The organism is Aliiroseovarius crassostreae (genome assembly GCF_001307765.1).
GTDB classification, from domain to species: Bacteria; Pseudomonadota; Alphaproteobacteria; order Rhodobacterales; family Rhodobacteraceae; genus Aliiroseovarius; species Aliiroseovarius crassostreae.
Map to the genome: position 1 here is coordinate 345,618 of NZ_LKBA01000004.1, position 19,910 is coordinate 365,527.

At 61.5% G+C, this 19,910-nt stretch carries 21 protein-coding genes; 13 read left to right on the forward strand and 8 right to left on the reverse strand.

What is annotated here, in order from left to right:
• Positions 1-4: 4 nt before the first annotated feature.
• From msrA to AKJ29_RS03865, 3 genes are all read left to right on the forward strand, one after another.
• Positions 5-655, forward strand: coding sequence for a peptide-methionine (S)-S-oxide reductase MsrA (msrA, locus tag AKJ29_RS03855; protein ID WP_055188100.1), 651 nt, complete (start codon positions 5-7; stop codon positions 653-655).
• A 323-nt stretch (positions 656-978) separates the two neighbouring features.
• The gene (locus AKJ29_RS03860; RefSeq protein WP_055188102.1) at positions 979-1,851 is read left to right on the forward strand and encodes a 50S ribosomal protein L11 methyltransferase; all 873 of its coding nucleotides are present in this window, start codon (positions 979-981) and stop codon (positions 1,849-1,851) included.
• Between the two features lie 98 nt (positions 1,852-1,949).
• Positions 1,950-2,300, forward strand: a complete 351-nt coding sequence (locus AKJ29_RS03865; RefSeq protein WP_074963599.1) for a hypothetical protein — start codon at positions 1,950-1,952, stop codon at positions 2,298-2,300.
• Between the two features lie 185 nt (positions 2,301-2,485).
• Here AKJ29_RS03865 and AKJ29_RS03870 read toward each other — a convergent pair whose 3' ends face one another.
• Complete coding sequence (locus tag AKJ29_RS03870) at positions 2,486-3,028, reverse strand: peptidoglycan-binding domain-containing protein (protein ID WP_055188105.1); 543 nt, start codon at positions 3,026-3,028, stop codon at positions 2,486-2,488.
• Positions 3,029-3,376: 348 nt separating this feature from the next.
• Here AKJ29_RS03870 and AKJ29_RS03875 point away from each other — a divergent pair, with 348 nt between their 5' ends.
• Positions 3,377-3,700 (forward strand): 2Fe-2S iron-sulfur cluster-binding protein, encoded by a 324-nt coding sequence (locus tag AKJ29_RS03875; protein WP_055188107.1) that lies wholly within the window; start codon positions 3,377-3,379, stop codon positions 3,698-3,700.
• Entirely contained in the window at positions 3,700-4,515 is an 816-nt protein-coding gene (locus AKJ29_RS03880) for an FG-GAP repeat domain-containing protein (RefSeq protein WP_055188109.1), read from the forward strand. Before AKJ29_RS03875 ends, AKJ29_RS03880 begins: the two co-directional genes overlap by 1 nt.
• 136 nt (positions 4,516-4,651) lie before the next feature.
• Here AKJ29_RS03880 and AKJ29_RS03885 read toward each other — a convergent pair whose 3' ends face one another.
• Genes AKJ29_RS03885 through AKJ29_RS03895 form a run of 3 tightly spaced genes read right to left on the reverse strand, consistent with a single transcriptional unit; the run spans position 4,652 to position 7,353 of the window.
• The gene (locus AKJ29_RS03885; RefSeq protein ID WP_055188110.1) at positions 4,652-5,860 is read right to left on the reverse strand and encodes an MFS transporter; all 1,209 of its coding nucleotides are present in this window, start codon (positions 5,858-5,860) and stop codon (positions 4,652-4,654) included.
• Positions 5,853-6,776, reverse strand: a complete 924-nt coding sequence (locus AKJ29_RS03890; protein WP_082392500.1) for a PLP-dependent cysteine synthase family protein — start codon at positions 6,774-6,776, stop codon at positions 5,853-5,855. The genes AKJ29_RS03885 and AKJ29_RS03890 overlap by 8 nt, the downstream gene beginning before the upstream one ends.
• Positions 6,766-7,353: a serine O-acetyltransferase gene (locus AKJ29_RS03895; protein ID WP_055188114.1), complete on the reverse strand. Its 588-nt coding sequence runs from the start codon at positions 7,351-7,353 to the stop codon at positions 6,766-6,768. The genes AKJ29_RS03890 and AKJ29_RS03895 overlap by 11 nt, the downstream gene beginning before the upstream one ends.
• A gap of 170 nt (positions 7,354-7,523) precedes the next feature.
• On the opposite strand from AKJ29_RS03895, the gene AKJ29_RS03900 reads away from it, so the two are divergent.
• Positions 7,524-8,807, forward strand: coding sequence for an aminotransferase-like domain-containing protein (locus tag AKJ29_RS03900; RefSeq protein WP_161805371.1), 1,284 nt, complete (start codon positions 7,524-7,526; stop codon positions 8,805-8,807).
• A 383-nt stretch (positions 8,808-9,190) separates the two neighbouring features.
• On the opposite strand, the gene purD is transcribed toward AKJ29_RS03900, so the two are convergent.
• Positions 9,191-10,453, reverse strand: a complete 1,263-nt coding sequence (gene purD / locus AKJ29_RS03905) for a phosphoribosylamine--glycine ligase (RefSeq protein ID WP_055188117.1) — start codon at positions 10,451-10,453, stop codon at positions 9,191-9,193.
• A gap of 379 nt (positions 10,454-10,832) precedes the next feature.
• On the opposite strand from purD, the gene xseA reads away from it, so the two are divergent.
• Entirely contained in the window at positions 10,833-12,431 is a 1,599-nt protein-coding gene (xseA, locus tag AKJ29_RS03910) for an exodeoxyribonuclease VII large subunit (RefSeq protein ID WP_055188120.1), read from the forward strand.
• 157 nt (positions 12,432-12,588) lie between these two features.
• On the opposite strand, the gene AKJ29_RS03915 is transcribed toward xseA, so the two are convergent.
• Entirely contained in the window at positions 12,589-13,614 is a 1,026-nt protein-coding gene (locus AKJ29_RS03915; protein WP_055188121.1) for a pseudouridine synthase, read from the reverse strand.
• Positions 13,615-13,725: 111 nt separating this feature from the next.
• Between AKJ29_RS03915 and AKJ29_RS03920 the strand changes: the two genes are divergently transcribed.
• Both AKJ29_RS03920 and AKJ29_RS03925 read left to right on the forward strand, forming a co-directional pair.
• The gene (locus tag AKJ29_RS03920) at positions 13,726-14,181 is read left to right on the forward strand and encodes a nucleoside deaminase (RefSeq protein ID WP_055188994.1); all 456 of its coding nucleotides are present in this window, start codon (positions 13,726-13,728) and stop codon (positions 14,179-14,181) included.
• A gap of 1 nt (position 14,182) precedes the next feature.
• The gene (locus AKJ29_RS03925; protein ID WP_055188123.1) at positions 14,183-15,100 is read left to right on the forward strand and encodes an AEC family transporter; all 918 of its coding nucleotides are present in this window, start codon (positions 14,183-14,185) and stop codon (positions 15,098-15,100) included.
• A 316-nt stretch (positions 15,101-15,416) separates the two neighbouring features.
• Here AKJ29_RS03925 and AKJ29_RS03930 read toward each other — a convergent pair whose 3' ends face one another.
• Together AKJ29_RS03930 and AKJ29_RS03935 are read right to left on the reverse strand one after the other, a co-directional pair.
• Positions 15,417-15,749 carry a hypothetical protein gene (locus AKJ29_RS03930; protein ID WP_055188125.1) on the reverse strand — a complete coding sequence of 111 codons (333 nt, stop codon included), beginning with the start codon at positions 15,747-15,749 and terminating at the stop codon, positions 15,417-15,419.
• Entirely contained in the window at positions 15,746-16,438 is a 693-nt protein-coding gene (locus AKJ29_RS03935) for a metal-dependent hydrolase (protein WP_055188127.1), read from the reverse strand. Before AKJ29_RS03935 ends, AKJ29_RS03930 begins: the two co-directional genes overlap by 4 nt.
• Before the next feature lie 189 nt (positions 16,439-16,627).
• Here AKJ29_RS03935 and gatC point away from each other — a divergent pair, with 189 nt between their 5' ends.
• The 4 genes from gatC to AKJ29_RS03955 are packed head-to-tail and all read left to right on the forward strand — an operon-like array spanning position 16,628 to position 19,893.
• A complete protein-coding gene (gatC, locus tag AKJ29_RS03940; protein WP_055188129.1) occupies positions 16,628-16,915 on the forward strand; it encodes an Asp-tRNA(Asn)/Glu-tRNA(Gln) amidotransferase subunit GatC in 288 nt (95 codons plus the stop codon).
• The gene (gatA, locus tag AKJ29_RS03945; RefSeq protein WP_055188131.1) at positions 16,915-18,402 is read left to right on the forward strand and encodes an Asp-tRNA(Asn)/Glu-tRNA(Gln) amidotransferase subunit GatA; all 1,488 of its coding nucleotides are present in this window, start codon (positions 16,915-16,917) and stop codon (positions 18,400-18,402) included. Before gatC ends, gatA begins: the two co-directional genes overlap by 1 nt.
• Before the next feature lie 44 nt (positions 18,403-18,446).
• Positions 18,447-19,208 carry a hypothetical protein gene (locus AKJ29_RS03950; protein ID WP_055188132.1) on the forward strand — a complete coding sequence of 254 codons (762 nt, stop codon included), beginning with the start codon at positions 18,447-18,449 and terminating at the stop codon, positions 19,206-19,208.
• Between the two features lie 10 nt (positions 19,209-19,218).
• Positions 19,219-19,893, forward strand: a complete 675-nt coding sequence (locus AKJ29_RS03955; protein WP_055188135.1) for an N-acetylmuramoyl-L-alanine amidase — start codon at positions 19,219-19,221, stop codon at positions 19,891-19,893.
• The last annotated feature ends 17 nt before the right edge of the window (positions 19,894-19,910 follow it).

A 19,910-nucleotide genomic window follows, 5' to 3' on the forward strand; every position in this document is an offset into this window, starting at 1 on the left:
CGCGATGCTCTTTGGCAAACAGAAGAAACTGACCATGGTGGACGAAACAACGGCTCTTCCGGGGCGCGACACGGCGCTGTCCTTTGGGGAGACCCATCATGTTTTTGGCCGTCCTTTGACATTGGATGTGCCCGAGGGCCACGAGGTCGCCCTGTTTGGCATGGGGTGTTACTGGGGCGTCGAGCGGATCTTCTGGCAGCAACCCGGCGTCTGGCTGACCATGGTCGGCAATGCCGGGGGATTTACACCCAATCCCACCTATGACGAACTCTGCACCGGCCAGACCGGACACACCGAAGTGGTGCGTGTTGTCTATGACCCAACCAAGACGAGCTATGAGGCGTTGCTGAAAGTGTTTTGGGAAAATCACGACCCAACCCAGGGGATGCGGCAGGGCAACGATATGGGGACGCAATACCGCTCGGCCATCTATGCAACAACCGATGCCCAGCTGGACGCAGCGCGCCTCTCGGCCGCAGAATTTGCCCCGCGCCTCGCCGCGCAGGGATTTGGTGCGATCACCACGGAAATCGCCCGGGCAGGGGCCTTTTACCCGGCTGAAGCCTATCATCAGCAATACCTGTCAAAGACCCCCGGGGGCTATTGCGGGATTGGCGGCACCGGTGTGACCTGCCCGATTGGGACCGGAGCCTGAGCGGATAAGTGCGCGCCTTAGCCGACCTGTGCAGGTTGAAGGCATTGTTCGGCAATGGCCTCGCTTCGCTCGGAAGGGGCTTTGCCCCTCTGCTGGCGCATTCACCCCAGGATATTTGTCGCAAGAGGAAAAGACGGGTTGTGCTCTTCTTCTTGCCATAAATATCCTTGCCGAAGGCCAGAAGGGGGCCGAGCGACGCGAGGCAGGTCTCTGTCTGCGGTGTCTTGTAAGGGGCATGATGGGCGGGAGCGCTTGACCCTCTGCCTTTCCGGGGCTAGGCCCATGGCATATGTTGCCTGCAAACCCTATCGAAAGACCTGATCATGCCCACCTGGACTGCTCTTACCACCCTCTCTGGCCAAGAGGCCGCTGAAGCGCTGGGCGCTGCGATGGAGGCCCTCACCCCTGAACCGACCGGGATTGGTGTGTTCGAGGTGGAAGATGACAGTGGCTTGTGGGAAGTGGGCGGCTATTTCACCGAAGCGCCTGATGCGGCCGGGTTGGCACTTTTGGCATCCATGCATGGGGCGAAGGATTTCATCGTCTCGGAACTGCCGGAAACCGATTGGGTGGCACATGTGAAACGTGAGCTGGCCCCGGTCGAGGCAGGGCGGTTCTTTGTATACGGCGCCCATGATGCCGACCAGTTGCCCGCGGAGAAGATCGGCCTGCTGATCGAGGCGGCCATGGCGTTTGGGACCGGGCATCACGGAACCACTTTGGGCTGTTTGCGTGCGCTTGATGGGTTGGCAGACAAGGGGTTCGTGGGCGAGAGCGTGGCGGATATCGGCTGTGGCACCGCCGTGCTTGGGATGGCTGCGGCCAAGATCTGGCCCAACCCGGTGCTGGCCTCGGATATCGACGAAGTTGCGGTGGATGTGGCGCGGGCCAATGTCACGGCCAATGACCTTGACGGGAAGGTCAATTGTGTGGAAGCCGCTGGTTTTGACGCGCCCGAACTGCGGGATGCGGCACCTTTTGATCTGGTCTTTGCCAATATTCTAAAGGGCCCGCTGATTGGTCTGGCACCTGATATGGCAGAAGCGATTCGCCCCGGCGGCTATGCGATTCTCTCTGGAATCCTGAACCCTCAAGCCGATGAGGTGATCTCTGTTTATCAAGAAAACGGGTTCAATCTTGTCTCACGGGATGAGATTGTTGACTGGACCACGCTAACCTTAACGAAAATGCAGTGAGATTGTGGCGGCAACAGTCTGTTTCCTCGTGAATATCAGTCAAATTTGCTATTATTGTGAAGTATCTTGTTGGTGGGGGCCAACCTGAGGATATTGACATGGCTGACGCAAATTACGCGAAATTCAGCAAGCGCATGCGTGATATTGAAACGCGCCATCGCAAGATGTCGCGCGGATATGTGCAATTGGTTGAGCGCGACGGGCTTTTGGTGCCTGCGTCGCGCAGTGGTGGCTTGCGCCGTGGTTTTCCACTGCGTGGGCTGGCGGTCGCCTTGGCGCTGTTTCTGGTGTTCAAGGCCTTTCTTATGGTCCAGCTTGGCGCAACAACCTACGAGACGCGCGTGGCAAAACTGGCTGCGGGCACCGGGGTAGAGCAGGCCGGGGCCTGGGTGATGGCGACCGATCCGATTTCACAGTGGATCGCTGGCCGGATGCGCACCCTGTTCTGACACTTCTGCACCTATGCGGTGTGCGGTCGCCGAAAGCGACAAGCCCTTGCGGCCGTTCGGTCGGGGGGCTTTTTGTTGTTTAAAGTGTGTCGCCTTATTATTGAGACACAATAATGAGGCGAAACGCTTATGGGGTGTGACCTGAGGGCGGCGCGGACACCCTCGGATGCTCCGGCCCTTATGGATCACTCATAAATTGGCGGAGAGGCATAGGCCACCAGCCCAAGCTTGCGGGCGGTGTCCATGGTCAGAATATCACTGTTGAACTTTGGGCTTTGAAAGGCCCGGATCGCGGCCCGTGTCGGGGCATCCAATGTGCTGCTGACAGGGCCGTCAAAAAAGCCGCGCGCCTGCAGGGCCCGCTGAAGCGAGGCAATGAACTCGGGTGTGAAACTCGGCGGGCAGGGCACTTCGAAATAATAGGTCTGCCCCCCTGCGGTGATCGCCTGACGGGTGATGGTTTCATAACGCGGCGGGGTGATGATCGTGTTGCCATCCGGGGCAAAGACGGCGGGTGCGACCTGTTTGCTTTCTGTGATCGTTTCGATCGCGGCGGGCGTGGTATCCTTGCCGTAGCAGGCCCCGATCCGCCCGCCTTTCGGTCGTTCGCCGGGGGCAAGCAGGATGGCGCCTTCGGGCAGTTTGGTTGCCTCGGGCGCGGCAGAGGTGCAGCCTGTCAGGACCAGCCCCAGAAAGGCAATGGGGAGTGGAAAGGAAAGAAGGCGCATGGGGTCTGCTCTTATCTGATTGCGGCTCTGATTGCGGCCATTTTCCGGGCAGCCTAGCGGTATTTTCCCGCCGCCGGTAGCCCGCTCTTTGTCCGGGTGCAGGCTCGGCAGAAGGATGCTGCCGCCTCGATGTCACTTTTCCCGCTGGTTTTGTCATTGATGGGTCGAAATTGCGTCTCACACCGCTTATATCGGCAAATTGAAGCGGTTCGGGACAGCCTGCGCAACAGGCCCCCCCCGATCCGCCCGTGAAACTGAAATCTTTTATCGCGCGCAGGGGTTTGCCTGTTTCTGGATGACATCGGCGCGCTTTGGGAAAGACCCGCTATAGCAACTGGAGAGAGCCATATGGCAAAGATCACCTATATCGAGCATAACGGCACTGAGCATGTCGTGGATGTGGCCGCTGGCCTGACCGTGATGGAAGGCGCGCGCGACAATAACGTGCCCGGTATCGAAGCGGATTGCGGCGGCGCCTGTGCCTGCTCCACCTGCCATGTTTATGTGGATGAAGCCTGGGTCGAGAAGGTGCCGGCCAAGGATGCGATGGAAGAGGATATGCTCGACTTCGCCTATGAGCCCGATCCCAATCGTTCGCGCCTGACCTGCCAGTTGAAAGTCACCGATGCGCTGGATGGGCTGGTGGTGCATCTGCCGGAAAAACAGATCTGATGACCGGCGGGGTAGGGCACGCGCCGCGCCTGCCTGCCCGCCTGCCCGCCCGCCTGTGGCGCGGCTGCGCGCGCGGCGCTGTGCTGGCTTTTGCGCTGGTGGCAGGGGGGCTTTCCCCGGATGTCGCCGTGGCAGAGATCACCGGCGCGGCCTATGGCGCCCCGACCACGGCCTATGGCCACGGGGTGGTGCCGGGGGGCGAATATCAGGGCATTGAGTTTACGCTTGATGGCACCCGAAAGATCGGGAATGCGGTTCTGGGGGGTGTTTATGAAGACACGTCCCCACGGCTGATTGATGTCACGGGGGATGGCAAACCCGAAGTGATCACCGTGGTGTCCTATTTCGACAAGGGCTCGGCGCTTCGCATCTGGGGCGAACGCGCGGCACCGGATCATCCGAAGGGCTCCGAAATGGTTGTGCTGGCCGAAACGGCCCCGATCGGAAAGCGGCATCGCTGGCTTGCGGTCATCGGGGCGGCCGACCTTGATGGCGATGGTCATATCGAGATCGCCTATATCGACCGGCCGCATCTTGCGAAAACCCTGCGGATCTGGCGCCTTGAACAAACGGCGCGCGGGGGGCGGCTTGTTGAGGTCGCCTCCAAAACTGGGCTGACCAATCATCGGATCGGGCAGGAGTTCATCACCGGTGGCATTCGGGAATGCGGAGCGGGGCCGGAGATCATCACCGTGGATGCGGGCTGGCAGAACGTCATGGCGACGCGGTTTGAGGCGGGGCAGATCAAGAGCCGCCGGCTTGGACCGTTCTCAGGGCGAGGCGCGGTTCACGCGGCGCTTTCCTGTCAGGGCTAAACGCGTCTGGGCCGTGCAAAAGCACCTGTTTCTTCCGAACTGTCCCGGATCTTGGCCCCAGATCTTGGCCCCGGACCCTGGCATGATGTGCCATCTGTCGGGTGCCCTTCTGCCGGAGGATCCCTGAGATCTGGATTTATGGCGTCGCCGTGTGCCCTGTCCGCCGCTGCGAGAGGATCAGGGCAAAAGCGGCCACTCCAATCGGCACAAGGCTGGCGATGACCAGCAGATTTGCACCACTCCATCCGATCCAGGCCATAACGACCCCCGGCAGGAACGCCCCCAGCATGGCAAAGACCCCGATCGAGACGTCATTTACGGCCTGAACCGACAGCGCATGATCCCGTGGGGCGCTCTGGGCCACCAGATACGAGCCTCCGACATAGGTCATGTTCCAGCCGATCCCCAGCAGAACCAGCGTGGTCTTGATGGTTGGGATGGACAATGGATAGAGGGCAGCCGCTGCCGAAGACCCGACAAGCAACAGGGTGCCAATCAGGCAGACCGCCATCGCGCCAATGCCTGAAATGATCCTGCCCATGAAAAGCGACGGGACAAACATGGCCAGAACATGCCACTGGATGGAAACGGAGATCTCCTGAAAGAAACAGCCCAGATCATCGAGGATCAGTGATGCGGAAATCATCAGAAGGTTCATCGAGCCATACCCTGTCGCGGCGCAGGCCATGCCAAAGGCCAGTTTGGGGGTGCGCAGTGCTGCGCGCAGGTCTGCTAGCCGGAACTTCCGGGGGGATGTTTCCGGCCAGGGCAGGGGGGGCAGCACCACCAGGGCAATGATCACAACCGACAGCACCGCGATGCCCAGGTAAGAGGAGGCGAAGAGGTTTGTCGAAAACAGAGCCTGGCGTGACAGGAGCGGGCCGATAAGGGCGGCCGCCGTTCCGCCAAAGACCACCAGCGACATGGCCTGCGCCTTGCGCGCCGCCGGGGCCACCTCAAGTGCGGCAAAACGATAGAAATTCACATTTGCCAGGTTGATCCCCAGAAACGCATGGGACAGGCACAGCAGCACGGGATCCGACCAGATCACAGCCAGATAGCCCAGAGCGCCGCCAATGACACCGGAAAACGCCGCGAGAACAAAGACCGGCTTGCGCCCGAAACGCTCCATCAATGCCGCCGAAGGGTAGGTGGCCAGCAAGAGGGCCAGAAACTGGATCCCGTAGGGCACAGTTGACAGGCCGCCCGTCCAGCCGATCTCTTGCGCAATCAGTGCCGACACCGTGACCGAGATCACGGCGGAACTGAGGCCAAGCCCATTGCCAAGAGCAAGGCTGATGACCGGGAAGAAGGAGGTGATGTTTTTGAATGCCGCTTTATGCAATTTGCCGCTCCCCCTGATTTTTCGCCTCTGTTGAGGCCAGAAGCGCCGAGGCGAGGTAGGATTCCCCACTGTCATACGCAAGTGTTGCGACGAGCGCGTCAGGGTTTGCCCTGGCGATGCGTTTGGCGGCGGCGTAATTGGCACCGCTGGTCATGCCCGGAAAGAACCCGATATCTTTTGCCATTTCGCTCTGGCCGAAATGCGCCTCGGAAGGGGAGATGGTCTGGGTCTGTTCAACCAGCGAAAGGTCGAGGAAAGGCGGCACCACCCCCACGGCAAATCCCTCCAGCGGATGATCGACAAACCTGTCTGTTGCCAGGTCGCAACCCTCGGGCATCACCAGATGGGTGGACAGCGTGCTGAAATTGGCGCGCAGGCTGGTTGCAATGCCGGTAAAGCTTGCCCCGGTTCCGGCGCCTTTCACAAGGATAAGCCGTTGTCCCGGCGCCAAAACCCGCGCAATCTGGGCGCTGAAATCCGGGCCGGTTTCCTCCAGATGTGCCTTCAGATTGGCCCGGTTGGCGAATTGATCCGTGAAGACCCATTTGTCTGGTTCCTCCGCTCTCATCTGCGCGATGACCTCTTTGGGGCTTTTGCCAAGACGCAGCGCATCTTCCCCCACAAGGCGGGCGCCATACCGTTGGCAGAGCAGGCGTTTGACCGGCGAAAACGAGAGCCCGATGACCAGATCCACACCGATATCATAGCGCGCCGCCTCAAACGCGAGGCTCACCCCCAGATTCCCCCCCGATTTTTCCAAGATCCGCTTTGGCCCACCAGGGGTGAGTTGGCCCGAGGTGAGGGCCTCTTGCAGGATGTGCCGCGCGGCCCGCGCCTTGTGTGACCCCCCAGGCTGAAGGGCTTCCATCTTGACGATGATGTTTTCAAACTGTCGAACCGGGGTCTTAGGCCACATGAGAGGGTGCCTCGTTCAGATATGTGGAAAAGCTGCCCGTTGGGATCTGCGGCTTCACGGTCGTATCGGGGACAACGTCGCGGGTGATCAGGGACCAGGGGCAAATGAAGCAATCATCGCCGATGTGAACATCCCCTAAAACCCGGGCAAAAGCTCCGATCTCACAGGTGGCGCCGATCACCGTATTGGTCCCATGATCCAGCACAAACCGTTTGCCGATCGTGGCCGCGGGATGGATCTCCACGCCGGTCAGGCTGCGGGCAAAATGGCTGATCGCCATGGCGTCACGGGTATGTTCACCCGATTTGGCGTCCGACCAGAGCGCATGGGCGATCCGGTAGCACAGGGTTGCGATAAACGGCGAATGGGGCACCAGGGCAAATGCGGGTTGCCCCTCAAGAGAGGGATCTTTTTGCACATAGGCACACAGGTCTTCCGCCAGAACAGGCAATACATCAGCGCGTACGGACAGCGCATGTTCACAGGTAGATTTCTGCAGCCGTGAGTTGTTTGGCGCCCTGTCCCCCACTGGAAATAGCTCATGAATGGTTTTCTCTAAAAAATGGTCAACGTTCATGGGTTTCCTCACAGATGGAACCAAAATTAATGGTCCCTCATTTGCCTGTGGAAATGTATGCGTCAATCGAATAAATGTCTTCAAGACAATAATAGGTGGAACGGGAGGGCGCGGCGAGCATGTGGGTGCCAAAGCTGGAAACGGACCTGACAAAGCATGACGCTATTGTCATGGCACTGAAAAAATCCATTGAAAACGGGGAATTGCTTGCAGGGGACAGGCTTCCTGCTCAGCGCCAGCTAGCCTATGCGCTTGGTGTGAACCTGTCAACGGTGACGCGGGCCTTTACAGAGGCGACCCAGCAGGGTCTCCTTCAGGGCGAAACGGGCAGAGGGACCTTCATCAGCCCATCCAGCAAATCCGCCCAGCTGTTTGCGCGCAATGCAAGCTGTCGGGATATGCTTGACCTCAGCAAGATCTCACCACCTGAAATTGATCATGACAGTTTGCGCCGCCTCTTGCTGGAATGTGCCGAAACGGGCAAGGACCTGTTCGGATATGCCATGCCAGAGCAGATCCGGCAGGCCTGCAATGCCGCCCGGGACTGGCTGGCCTGGAGAGGCTATGACCTTGCCTGCGGAGAGATTGCGCTGACCGCCGGGGCCCAGGCCGCTTTGCAGGCGGTGTTGGGAAATGTGATGGGGCCGGGTCAGACGCTGCTGACCGAGGAATTCACCTTCCCCGGGCTCAGGACCATTGCCCAGTCCATGGGGTTGCGATTGCAAGGGGTGGCCTGTGACCAGCAGGGGCTCAGGCCAGATGATCTGGCGGCAGTGTGCAAACGGGTGAAGGCCAAGACGCTGGTGATCACGCCAAATATCCAGAACCCGACAGGAACCATCATGGGGGTGTCCCGCCGGGCCCGGATCGCAGAGCTGGTGGCGGAGTTTGGCCTGACCGTTGTGGAAGATGATGTGTATGGCAGCTACTCCGGCATGCCGCCTTTTGTCAGCGCGCTCCCCCGTGGCCATATCCTGATCTCGAGCCTGTCCAAATGCCTGTCCCCGGCCCTGCGCTTTGGCTTCGTGGCCGGGCAGCACCCGGCTGTCAGCAGCCTGCAGGCAAACCCGGCGCTGACAAGCTGGCTCACCTCTCCGCTTCCCCTGATCATGACCACACAGATGATCTGCAACAAAGATGCGATGCGGATCGCCGACCGCCAGTCCGAAATCGTCCGTGCGCGCTGGGCGGTCCTTCGACGGATTTTTCCTAATATTCAGGCGCACCCGGCAACCCATCTCTGGCTAGAGGTCGAGAATGAGGGGCAGTTCATACAAAAGGCGCGGGATGCGGGCATCGAAGTTGTCGCCTCAGACCATTTTGCCACATCGCGGACAGAGCGCAATTACATCCGCTGCTCCCTCACATCCGTGCGCAGCATTGCAGAATTGGCACATGGGTTTGACACCCTGAAACAGCTCGGCGCAAGGGTGCCGGGAAATGCGCCGGGCTAAAGCGTTTCGGGATAAACTTGACACACATGTTTCTTCCGAAACGCCCACGACATTGATATCTCTTGCAGCGTTTCAGTTTTGCCCAGTGTTTTTGCCCTGTGTCAGGTTAAAACCGAAACGCTTTAAAGGCTCCGGGTTGCCCAGCGGGTGGCCGCCTCCCCTTTCTCTTTCCCTTGTTCCAAATATCCCGGGGTGAGCGAGCTCGTCTCGCGAGGGGCAGCGCCCCTTTTCAGGCTCACGCAGTGAGCCACCAAAAGCACCGAGCCTCAGCGAGGCCCCCTCAAAAGAAACGCCCCGCAACCAGATGGCGCGGGGCGAGTTCCACCATGGGATGCCACGGCGGTGATATCACGACGATATCAACGTGACGGTCTTGATGGTCGTCAGAGCGCACGCCAGCCGATATCGGACCGATAGAAGCCCTCTGGCCAGTCGATCCCGTCGATCATCGCATAGGCACGGTCGCGGGCCTCCTGCAGGCTGTCGCCCCGGGCCGTCACGTTCAGGACACGTCCACCCGTGGCGGTGATCCTGCCGTCCTTCTCGGTGGTGCCTGCGTGAAACACCATGTTCTTGCTGTCTTCGGGCAGGCTGTCCAAGCCTTTGATCACTGTGCCTTTTTCGTAAGATCCGGGATAGCCGTTGGCCGCATAAACAACGGTGATCGCGTGATCATGCGCCCAGTTGACCTGAGCGTCCTCCAGCCGTTCCTCGGCACAGGCCAGCAGCAGATCCAGCGCCTGCGCGCCAAGGCGCATCATCAGCACCTGACATTCCGGGTCCCCAAAGCGGACGTTGTATTCCACCAGGCGCGGCTGGCCGTCCTTGATCATCAGCCCTGCATACAGAACGCCCTGATAAGGCGTGCCGCGCTTGGCCATCTCGGCCACGGTGGGGATCACAATCTCGTCCATCGCCCGGTTGGCAATCTCATCGGTCAGCACCGGGGCAGGTGAATAGGCGCCCATGCCGCCGGTATTCGGCCCGCTGTCGCCTTCGCCAACCCGCTTGTGGTCCTGCGCCGTGCCCACGGCCAGGGCGGTTTTGCCGTCACACAGGATGAAATACGAGGCCTCCTCGCCTTCCATGAACTCCTCGATCACCACTTCGGCGCCCGCGCCGCCAAAGGCACCGCCGAACATGTCGTCGATGGCGTCCAGCGCTTCCTGTTCGGTCATCGCCACGATCACGCCCTTGCCGGCGGCCAACCCGTCGGCCTTGACCACAATCGGGGCGCCCTGCTTGCGGATATAGGCCTTGGCAGAGCCCGGATCGGTGAAATGGCCATAGGCCGCGGTGGGGGCGCCTGCGGCGTCACAGATTTCCTTGGTAAAGCTTTTCGAGGCTTCCAGCTTCGCCGCTTCCGCCGAGGGGCCAAACACCTTGATGCCCGCCTCGCGCAGGCGATCCGCCACCCCGGCGGCCAGCGGCGCTTCGGGGCCAACAATCACGAAGTCGATGCTGTTTTCCTGGGCGAATTCAACCACCACACCACCATCTTCGATATTGATCGAGGCGCATTCCGCAATCGCCGCCATGCCGGCATTGCCGGGGGCCGCGATCAGCCGGTCACATTTCGGGTTCTGTTTGACCGCCCATGCCAGCGCATGTTCACGCCCGCCGCTGCCAAGAATAAGGATGTTCATCTGTGCCCCCTGGTGTCGCGTCTGATATGGGTTGGGGCATAGCGGGCCGCGTCCATGGAAACAAGCCTGTTGCGGCGCTATCATCTGAGGAAAATTTTGCCAGTGCCTCTGTCTGTGCCTTTGCCCGTGCCTGTGCCTGTGCCTGTGCCTGAGCTGGGCGCGACCGGGAACGCCCCGGCAGGGCGGCGCTTTCTTTTCCGCTCATCTGGCCCCTCATCTGGCGCCAAAGCGTTTCGACGTCAGCCTGAGACAGGGAAACGCCGAAACGCCGCAAGAGATATCGCTGTCATGCGCGTTTCGGAACAAACATCTGTTTCAAGTTCATCCCGAAACGCTTTAAGGTCGGGACAACATCGTTACGCGCACTCGGGATCCCCTCATGTCCGACCTGATCGACGACCCCATGCCGGGTCAGAACACGCCTGAATATACCGTCGCCGAAATCTCGGGTGCGGTGAAAAAGACCATCGAAGGGGCGTTTGGGCGTATTCGCGTGCGAGGAGAGGTGGGCCGTGTGTTCAAAGCCCGCTCCGGGCACCTTTATTACGACATCAAGGATGACGGCAATGTCCTGTCCTGCACCACCTGGAAAGGGCAGGCCGCACGCCTGTCCGTGCAGCCAGAGGAAGGGATGGAGGTGATTGTCACCGGCAAACTCACCGCCTTTGGCGCCCAGTCCAAATATAACATGAACGTGGACGAGGTGGTCGTGGCGGGCGAAGGCGCGCTGATGGCCATGCTGGAGAAGCGCAAAAAGAAACTGGCCGCCGAAGGGTTGTTCGACGAGGCGCGCAAACAGAAAATCCCGTTCCTGCCCGAAGTGATCGGGGTGGTGACCTCACCGTCCGGGGCTGTCATCCGGGACATCCTGCACCGGCTGCGTGACCGGTTTCCCCGCAAGGTGCTGATCTGGCCGGTGGCGGTGCAGGGCGCGGCCTGTGCCCCCGAAGTGACCCGCGCGATCGAAGGGTTCAACCGGTTGACACCGGGCGGCGCATTGCCCCGCCCCGATCTGCTGATCGTCGCGCGTGGCGGTGGTTCGATCGAGGACCTCTGGGGGTTCAATGAAGAAGAGGTGGCGCGGGCGGCAAGCGCCTCACAGATCCCGCTGATCTCAGCCGTGGGGCATGAAACGGATACAACACTGATCGACTACGTGTCCGACCTGCGTGCGCCCACACCGACCGCTGCGGCTGAACATGCCGTGCCGGTGCGGCTGGAGCTTTTGGCCTGGGTCGAAGAGGCCGGTGCCCGCCTGTCCCGCGCCATCGGACAGGGGGTGACGCAACGCGGCCAGCGCCTGCGCGATCTGTCCCGCGCGCTGCCGCGCCCCGAGACGCTTCTGGACGCGCCGCGTCAACGGTTGGACCGGGCAGAGAAGGACCTGCCCGCGGCGCTCCGCTCCGTCACGCAACACCGCAAGGTGCAATTGACACAGGTGGCGGCGGGGCTGCGCCCGCAATCCCTGTCGGGGATGGTTGCCACCAAGCGGGAGGAGCTGCGCAAGATTGGCGCCCGCCTGCCCCCCGCCCTGTCACGGGCCAATGCTGAGAAACGCCGCGATTTTCAACGCGTTTCCGGTCGCCTGAGCGCGGGGCGCATTCAACAGGAAACCACCCGCAAACAGGGGGAGTTGAGTGAACTATCCACCCGCCTGACCCGCGCTTTCGAGATGAGCATCTCGCGCCAGCGGGACCGGCTGGGGGCGTTGGATCGGATGCACCAGACACTCGGCTATACCGAAACACTCCGGCGCGGCTATGCCGTGGTGCGCGCTGAGGGGGCGCTGGTGACAAGTGTCGCTGCTGCCCGGTCGGGAAAATCTTTGGAGATCGAGTTTGCTGACGGGCGCTTCCCTCTGGATACTCCCCCCTCGGATAAACCACCGTCCAAATCCACCTCTAAATCCGCGTCACAAAAAACGAGCGCCCCGGCCAAGCCGCGCAAGGTGGGCCCGGAACAGGGCTCACTGTTTTAACGCGAAAGGGGGAGGGGGCGCTGCCCCCGGCTTCGCCTCCCCCGGGATATTTAAGGCAAGAGGAAAAGCGGGGTGGAAACCCTTTTTTCTTGCTGAAAATACCTCGGGGTGAGCCTCAAAGAGGCGAGGGGCAGAGCCCCTTATAAGGGCGATGGGATCAGCGTTTGGAGCCACGCGGCGCAGTGGGTTTTGCCGAGGGTTTTGCTGTGGATTTCGCGGAAGGCTTTCCGGATGCTCTGCCGCTGGGGGCGCCTTTGGGGCGGGTCCCCGGTCTGGCCCCGGCTTTTGCGCTGCCTTTGCCTTTGAAGGCCGGTTTGGTCGCGGATTGCCCGCTTCGCGCATCGGCGCGTTCCTTGGCGCGGTCGGTTTTTTGGGTCAGGGCAGCGGCTTTGCCTTTGCGGCGGCGCACCGGGGGGCGTGTTTCGCTTTCCCCGTCCAGACCCAGCTGATCGCGCAGGACGCGGCGGCGCACTTCTTCGACCTCACCTTGTTTCAGTGTGCCCAGCTGAAAGGGGCCATAGCTGACACGCAGGAGCCGGTTCACGGTCAGCCCGACCGCTTCCATGGCCCGGCGAATTTCGCGGTTCTTGCCTTCGCGCAGGGCCACGGTCAGCCAGGCGTTTGAGCCTTGTTGCCGGTCGATCGAGACGGTCATGGGCTGAAAACGCTCCCCATCAAGGGTGATGCCTTTTCGAAGCGGCGCGATCATGTCGTCGGTGGGTTCCCCTTTGACGCGCACGCGGTATTTGCGCACCCAGCCGGTTGATGGCAGTTCCAGCTTGCGCTTGATCTCACCGTCATTTGTCAGGAGCAGCAACCCTTCGGAATTAAGGTCGAGGCGGCCCACGCTCATGACCCGGGGCATGTCCTCGGGCAGGGCGTCGAAGACGGTTTCGCGGCCCTTTTCATCCCGTGCGGTTGTGACGAGGCCGGTGGGTTTGTGATACAGCCAGAGGCGCGCGGGTTCAGGGTCTGCCAGTGCCTTGCCATCGACAATGATGCGCTCCTTGCCAGTGACGTTCAGGGCGGGGCTGGTGATGACCTTGCCATTCACGCTGACCCGACCGGCTTCGATCATGCGCTCCGCTTCGCGGCGGCTGGCCACGCCGGCACGGGCCAGGACTTTGGCGATACGATCCCCCGATTTGGGGGTGGCGGGGGTATTTTGCGGCTCTTTGCTCATACCTTGCCATAGCCTGCGCGGCCACAAAGGGCCAGATGGAAATGACAACAGGTGCCGTTGGAAGGGCGTGGGGGGCTTGGCAATGGGGCAAATGACGGGCATCAAGGCCCTATGAGCCCGTTCACGTCCCATATGCACACCGCCCTTGAAGAGGCGCGCGCCGCAGAACTGCGCGGTGAGGTGCCGGTTGGGGCCGTTATTGTCGCCCCAACAGGTGAGGTGATTGCGCGGGCTGGCAATCGGACCCGTGAACTCAACGACCCTTCCGCCCATGCCGAGATGCTGGCCATCCGCTCAGCCTGTGCCGCGGTGGGATCCGAACGCCTGCCAGAACACGATCTTTTTGTCACGCTGGAGCCTTGCCCGATGTGTGCTGCGGTGATTTCAGCCGCCCGGATCAGGCGTGTCTATTACGGTGCGGCGGATCCGAAATCCGGGGGGGTGGCGCAAGGTCCGCGGATCTTTTTGCACCCGCAATGCCATCATGTGCCAGAGGTCTATGACGGGATTGCCGAAGCGGAATGTGCCGCACTGCTGACGGCCTTTTTCCAAAAGATGCGGGATTGAGATGGATCTGGCGCTGGCAATTTTGCCTATTCTGCTCACGCTCCTGACCGGCTATGCGCTGGTTCGGTTTGGGATGATCCCGCGCGAACACTGGCCCGCAATTGAGGCGCTTTCCTTTCGCCTGCTGATCCCGGTGATCCTGTTGCGGATCATTTCGACCGTGGATTTCTCGGCCGCCAGCATGGGCCCTTTTGCGCTGTTGCTGATCGGCGTGGTCAGTCTCGCGGGGGCGGGGGTGTTGGGGCTGCGCCTGTTGCCGCAGACCCTGCTGCCCAACCCCGCCTTCACCACGTTGTTCCAGACAACCACCCGCTGGAACGGCTTTGTCGGGCTGGCGGCGGCTGAATTGTTTCTCGGAGCGGAAGGGGTGGGCCTAATCGCCCTGGCCATGGCGGTGCTGGTGGCCCCGTTGAACGTGGTGAATGTGGCGATCCTCGCCGGGTTCGGGCCGGGCAAGGCCTCTGTGAAAAAGATTGCACTTGGAATTGTGAAAAACCCACTGGTGCAGGGGGGCGCACTGGGGCTTGCGTTGAACCTTGGTGGCATAGCGATCCCGAAACCGATTGACGATACGCTTGAGTTGATTGGCCGGGCCGGGCTGGGGGTTGGTATTCTGGCCATCGGGGCGGGGATTTCCTTCCGGCGCCTGCTTGTGCCCCATTTGCGCATCATCATCGGGGTGCTGCTGCGCCCCGGCCTGACCGTGGGGCTGCTGCTGTTGCTGGCCCCCCTGTTCAGCCTGACCGCAGAACAGACCTTGGCGGGGATCTTTGTCTTTGGGGTGTCCTGTGCCACCAACGGCTATGTCGTCGCCCGCCAGATGGGAGGGGACGCCGATCTGTATGCGGATGTGATGACCTGGCAGACCCTGCTATCGATGCTGGTTCTTCCGGGAATGGCGGTCTGGCTTCTGCCCTGATGTGGGCCTTGCCCGCGGTGATTGCCGCGCCCAATGCTCAGGGGCTCTGCCCCTCGACCTTCGGTCTCACCCCGAGGTATTTTGCGCAAGAAAAAAGACCCGATCCGCTTTTCCCCTTGGCCCAAATATCCTGGGGTGAGCGGCAAAGCCGCGAGGGGCAAAGCCCCTTTCCGAGCGGTGTGGTGGGCGGGGACGCAGCAATTTGTGCTGCAATTTACGATATGTACTCCTGACGTGCCCCCTGCATGACGCGACCCCTGCGCCAAACGCGCTGGTTTGACCCCAGACGCGACGCTGCAATGCCTTACCTGCCTGCTCAAGTCCTTGTCGGATAGGGTGTGTCCGCGTCGGGGGCCGCGATGATTTCCGTGCGCCCGCCCGCGTCTTCCACCTCTGCCGCAAGGATGTGCAGGATGCTATAGGTGTCGCTCCCCGCCTCAAGGCTCTGATAATGCCACGGAAACTGCGCAAATATCCCGAGGAAGTCCTGATCCAGCTCGCTGTCCCAGTTTTCGGCCACCATCCGGGCAACAGGAGTAAGATCCGGCCCGGGGTCGATGATCCATAGCTGGAAATACCCTTCATATGGCCTCGCCGTGTCCGGCGGCGATCTGTTCCAGCCTAGTTTTCTCAGAAACCGGAAGATCATAGCGTGATGGGCTCCAGCACCTCGGGTTCGATCACATCAACCCCGGGCAGGCCATCGCGCAGGGCGTCTGCGGATTGTTCCAGCAGGGGAAAGGTGCGGTAGTGGCACGGGATCACGGTTTGGAAGTTGAAATACCGTCTGGCGGCATAGGCGGCGCGGGTCATGTCCATGGTAAAATGCCCCCCGGCGCAGAGGATGCCGATATCGGGCCTGTGCAGGTCCCCCATCCATTCCATATCCGCCATGATATCCGTGTCGCCGGACAGATAGATCACACGGCCTTCGCCCTGGATCATATAGCCTGCTTCCGCCCCGGTATAAATCGGCCCGTTGGCCCCGGCCATGGACGAGCTGTGCGCCGCGTTCACCATGGTTACCTTCGCGCCGCCCAGATCCACCGTGCCGCCCTTGTTGACCCCAACCACGGAGATCTCGTGCTTGCCTTCCCACCAGTTCATCAGGTCATAGATGCCCACGCAGGGAATGCCCAGCTCGCGGCAGATATCCAGCGTGTCCCCGGTGTGGTCCCCATGCCCATGGGTCAAAAGCACATGGGTTGCGCCGGCAAGGGCCTCGGCGCGACGCTCCTCGGGAAATATCGGGTTGCCGGTCAGCCATGGATCCACCAGCAGCACGGCTTTTTCAATTTCTATCCGAAATCCGGAATGTCCCAGCCAGGTGATTTTCATCGGCCTCGTCCTCCCATAAGGGCCCGGTTCGGGCCGTCGCCCATCGAGTAGCGCCTGATCGCGTCCTGTCACCTGTTTAACCTGCCGCACCCCCGCCCGCCCCCCCGTCTTTCACTGGCGCTTGCCCCTTGGGGCTGCACGGGCTAAACGGGGCGATAACATTACATGCGAAATCATCGGGGGCACCCCATGTCGATCGACATCGAAACCGCGCGCAAGGTTGCGCATCTGGCCCGGATCCGGGTGGAAGAAGACCGCCTGCCGGAGCTGGCAGAAAACTTCAACGCCATCTTGGGCTTTATCGAACAGCTGAACGAAGTGGACGTGGACGGGGTTGAACCGATGACCTCGGTCACGCCGCAGCGCCTGAAACGCCGCGAAGATGTGGTGACCGATGGCGATATGCCCGAGAAAATCCTGTCCAATGCCCCAGATGCCCGTGAAGGCTTCTTTGCCGTGCCGAAGGTGGTTGAATAATGACTGAGCTGAACAAACTGACCATTGCCGACGCCCGGGATGCCCTGCGCAAGGGTGATCTGACCTCGGTGGAGCTGACCGAAGCCTGCCTGACCGCGATCGAAGGCGCGGATGCGCTGGGCGCTTTTGTGCATAACACACCGGATCTGGCACGCGCGCAGGCCAAGGCTGCGGATGCGCGTCTGCAGGCTGGCGACGCGCCGGATATGTGCGGTATCCCGTTGGGGATCAAGGACCTTTTCTGCACCAAAGGTGTGCCGTCACAGGCGGCGTCAAACATCCTTAAAGGGTTCACGCCGGAATACGAATCGACCGTCAGCCAGAACCTTCTGGACAATGGCACCGTGATGCTGGGCAAGCTCAATATGGACGAGTTCGCCATGGGCTCCTCCAATGAAACGTCGTGTTACGGCAACGCGGTGAACCCGTGGCGCCGGGGCAACGAAGATACGCCGCTTACGCCGGGCGGCAGCTCGGGCGGGTCGGCCTCTGCCGTGGCTGCGGATCTCTGTCTGGCGGCCACCGGCACCGATACCGGCGGCTCGATCCGCCAGCCCGCTGCCTTCACCGGCATCACCGGCATCAAACCCACCTACGGCCGCTGCTCGCGCTGGGGTGTGGTGGCCTTTGCCTCGTCGCTCGATCAGGCGGGTCCGATGACCAAATCGGTGCGCGACGCCGCGATCATGCTGGAAGCCATGTGTGGCCATGACGCGAAGGATTCGACCAGCGCCGATCTGCCTGTGCCGAATTTCGAAGCGATGCTGACCGGCGACATCAAGGGCAAGAAGATCGGTATCCCGAAAGAATACCACATGGACGGGATGCCCGATGAGATCGAGGCGCTCTGGTCCAAAGGTGCCGACATGCTGCGTGACGCAGGGGCCGAGATTGTCGATATCTCGCTGCCGCACACCAAATATGCGCTGCCCGCCTATTACGTGATTGCGCCGGCGGAAGCCTCGTCAAACCTCGCGCGCTATGACGGGGTGAAATACGGTCACCGTGCCACGCTGGAAAGCGGCGAAGGCATCAATGACATGTATGAAAAGACCCGCGCCGAAGGGTTCGGTCCCGAGGTGCAGCGCCGTGTGATGGTTGGCACCTATGTGCTGTCGGCCGGTTTCTATGACGCCTATTACAACCGTGCCCGCCGGGTGCGCGCGCTGATCAAGAAAGACTTTGATGATGTGTTCGCCGCTGGCGTCGACGCAATCCTGACCCCGGCCACGCCCTCTGCGGCCTTTGGCCTGGGCGAGATGAAGGACGCGGATCCGGTCAAGATGTATCTCAACGATGTCTTCACCGTGACCGTGAACCTGGCCGGTCTGCCGGGCATCTCAATCCCCGCCGGGCTGGACGCTCAGGGCCTGCCGCTTGGCCTGCAGCTGATCGGTCGTCCGTGGGAAGAGGGCGATCTGCTGAATATCGCCCATGAGGTCGAAGCCCGCGCTGGCTTTGTGGCAAAGCCGGAGAAATGGTGGTAAACCACCACGGGTTTTACGGATGAGCTAAGCAAAGGACGGCCAAGATGCGTATTTTCTCGAAACCAGTTTCGGTTGCGGTTTCCATGGTGGTGCTGACCGCCTGTGTTGATACGCGTATGCCCGACAGCGCGGCCCATCTGCCGAAAAGCCCGTTTGACGGAGGGGCGCCGCTTTCGGCAATGATCGAAGGCAGCGCAGTGTCGAGCCAGCCGCTGGAGGCCTCAGCGCCGATCCCGGCTGCTGCGCCCGATGCGCCCACCTCAGCCGCAACCGGCAATGCCGGGATTTCGGATGAACAGGACTTCCAGGCCGTTTCGTCCCGGGAAACCATCGAAAGCGACGCGGCGCGCCGTGCGGCCAATCAGGCACAATATCAGCAGATCGAACCGACCGCCCTGCCATCACGCCCGCGCGGCCTGGGGGTCTCCATTGTCGAGTTTGCGCTGTCGACCAAAAACCAGGTGGGGCAGTCGCTCTATAAACGGTTCAGCCTCGGTGGGCAGAGCCGCTATGAGCGCAATTGCGCAAGCTATGGATCCACCGATGCTGCCCAGCAGGCGTTCCTGAGCTCCGGCGGTCCCGAGAAGGATCGCTATGGTATCGACCCGGATGGCGATGGCTTTGCCTGTGGCTGGGATCCGGCGCCGTTCCGCAAGGTGCGCGCAGCCCAAGGCGCCGCGCCTGCCCCCCAGGCTGCGGTCAGCGCATCGGATCTGGCCGCTGCCGGGATCACCGGGGAGCCTTCGGGGGCTCCGGCCCTGCCTACACTTGTGCCGGGTGAGACGCTGAACATTTCGACTGAGTGAGCGCGGCCAGATGTCTGGTCGCGACGGGCCCGCCCCCCGGATCATTCCGCATCCTTCCCCCAATTTTGGCCCAAGACGCGATGGGCTGCACCCGTCGCTGATCGTGCTGCATTACACGGCCATGGACAGCGCAAAATCCGCGCTGGATCGGCTGTGTTCGCCAGAATATGAAGTCTCCGCCCACTATCTGATCTGCCGCAAAGGCCAGATCTATCAGATGGTCGCCGAAGAGATGCGCGCCTGGCATGCCGGGGCAGGGGAATGGGCCGGGGTGCAGGATATCAACTCCCGCTCGATCGGCATCGAACTCGACAATGATGGTGCCTCGCCCTTTTCCGAGCCGCAGATGAGTGCGCTGGAGGCGCTCCTGCGCGGGGTCATGGCGCGTTGGGACATTTCCCCCCAGGCGGTGATCGGTCACAGCGACATGGCACCGGGGCGCAAGATGGATCCGGGGCGGCGCTTTGACTGGGCGCGCCTTGCCCATCGCGGGCTGGCTGCCCGGTCCGGGGCCACACCCGCGTCGCAGGACATCTCCCCCGACGGGTTTCGCACCTGCGCCCACCGCGCGGGATATCCGGCCAATATAGATGACGCCACGCTTCTGGCTGCCGTGCGCCTGCGCCACCGGCCCTGGGCAAACGGGCCGCTCTCCGCGGAAGATTTCGCCGCGCTTCCGGTTTGAACCTTTTCCTTTTTTCT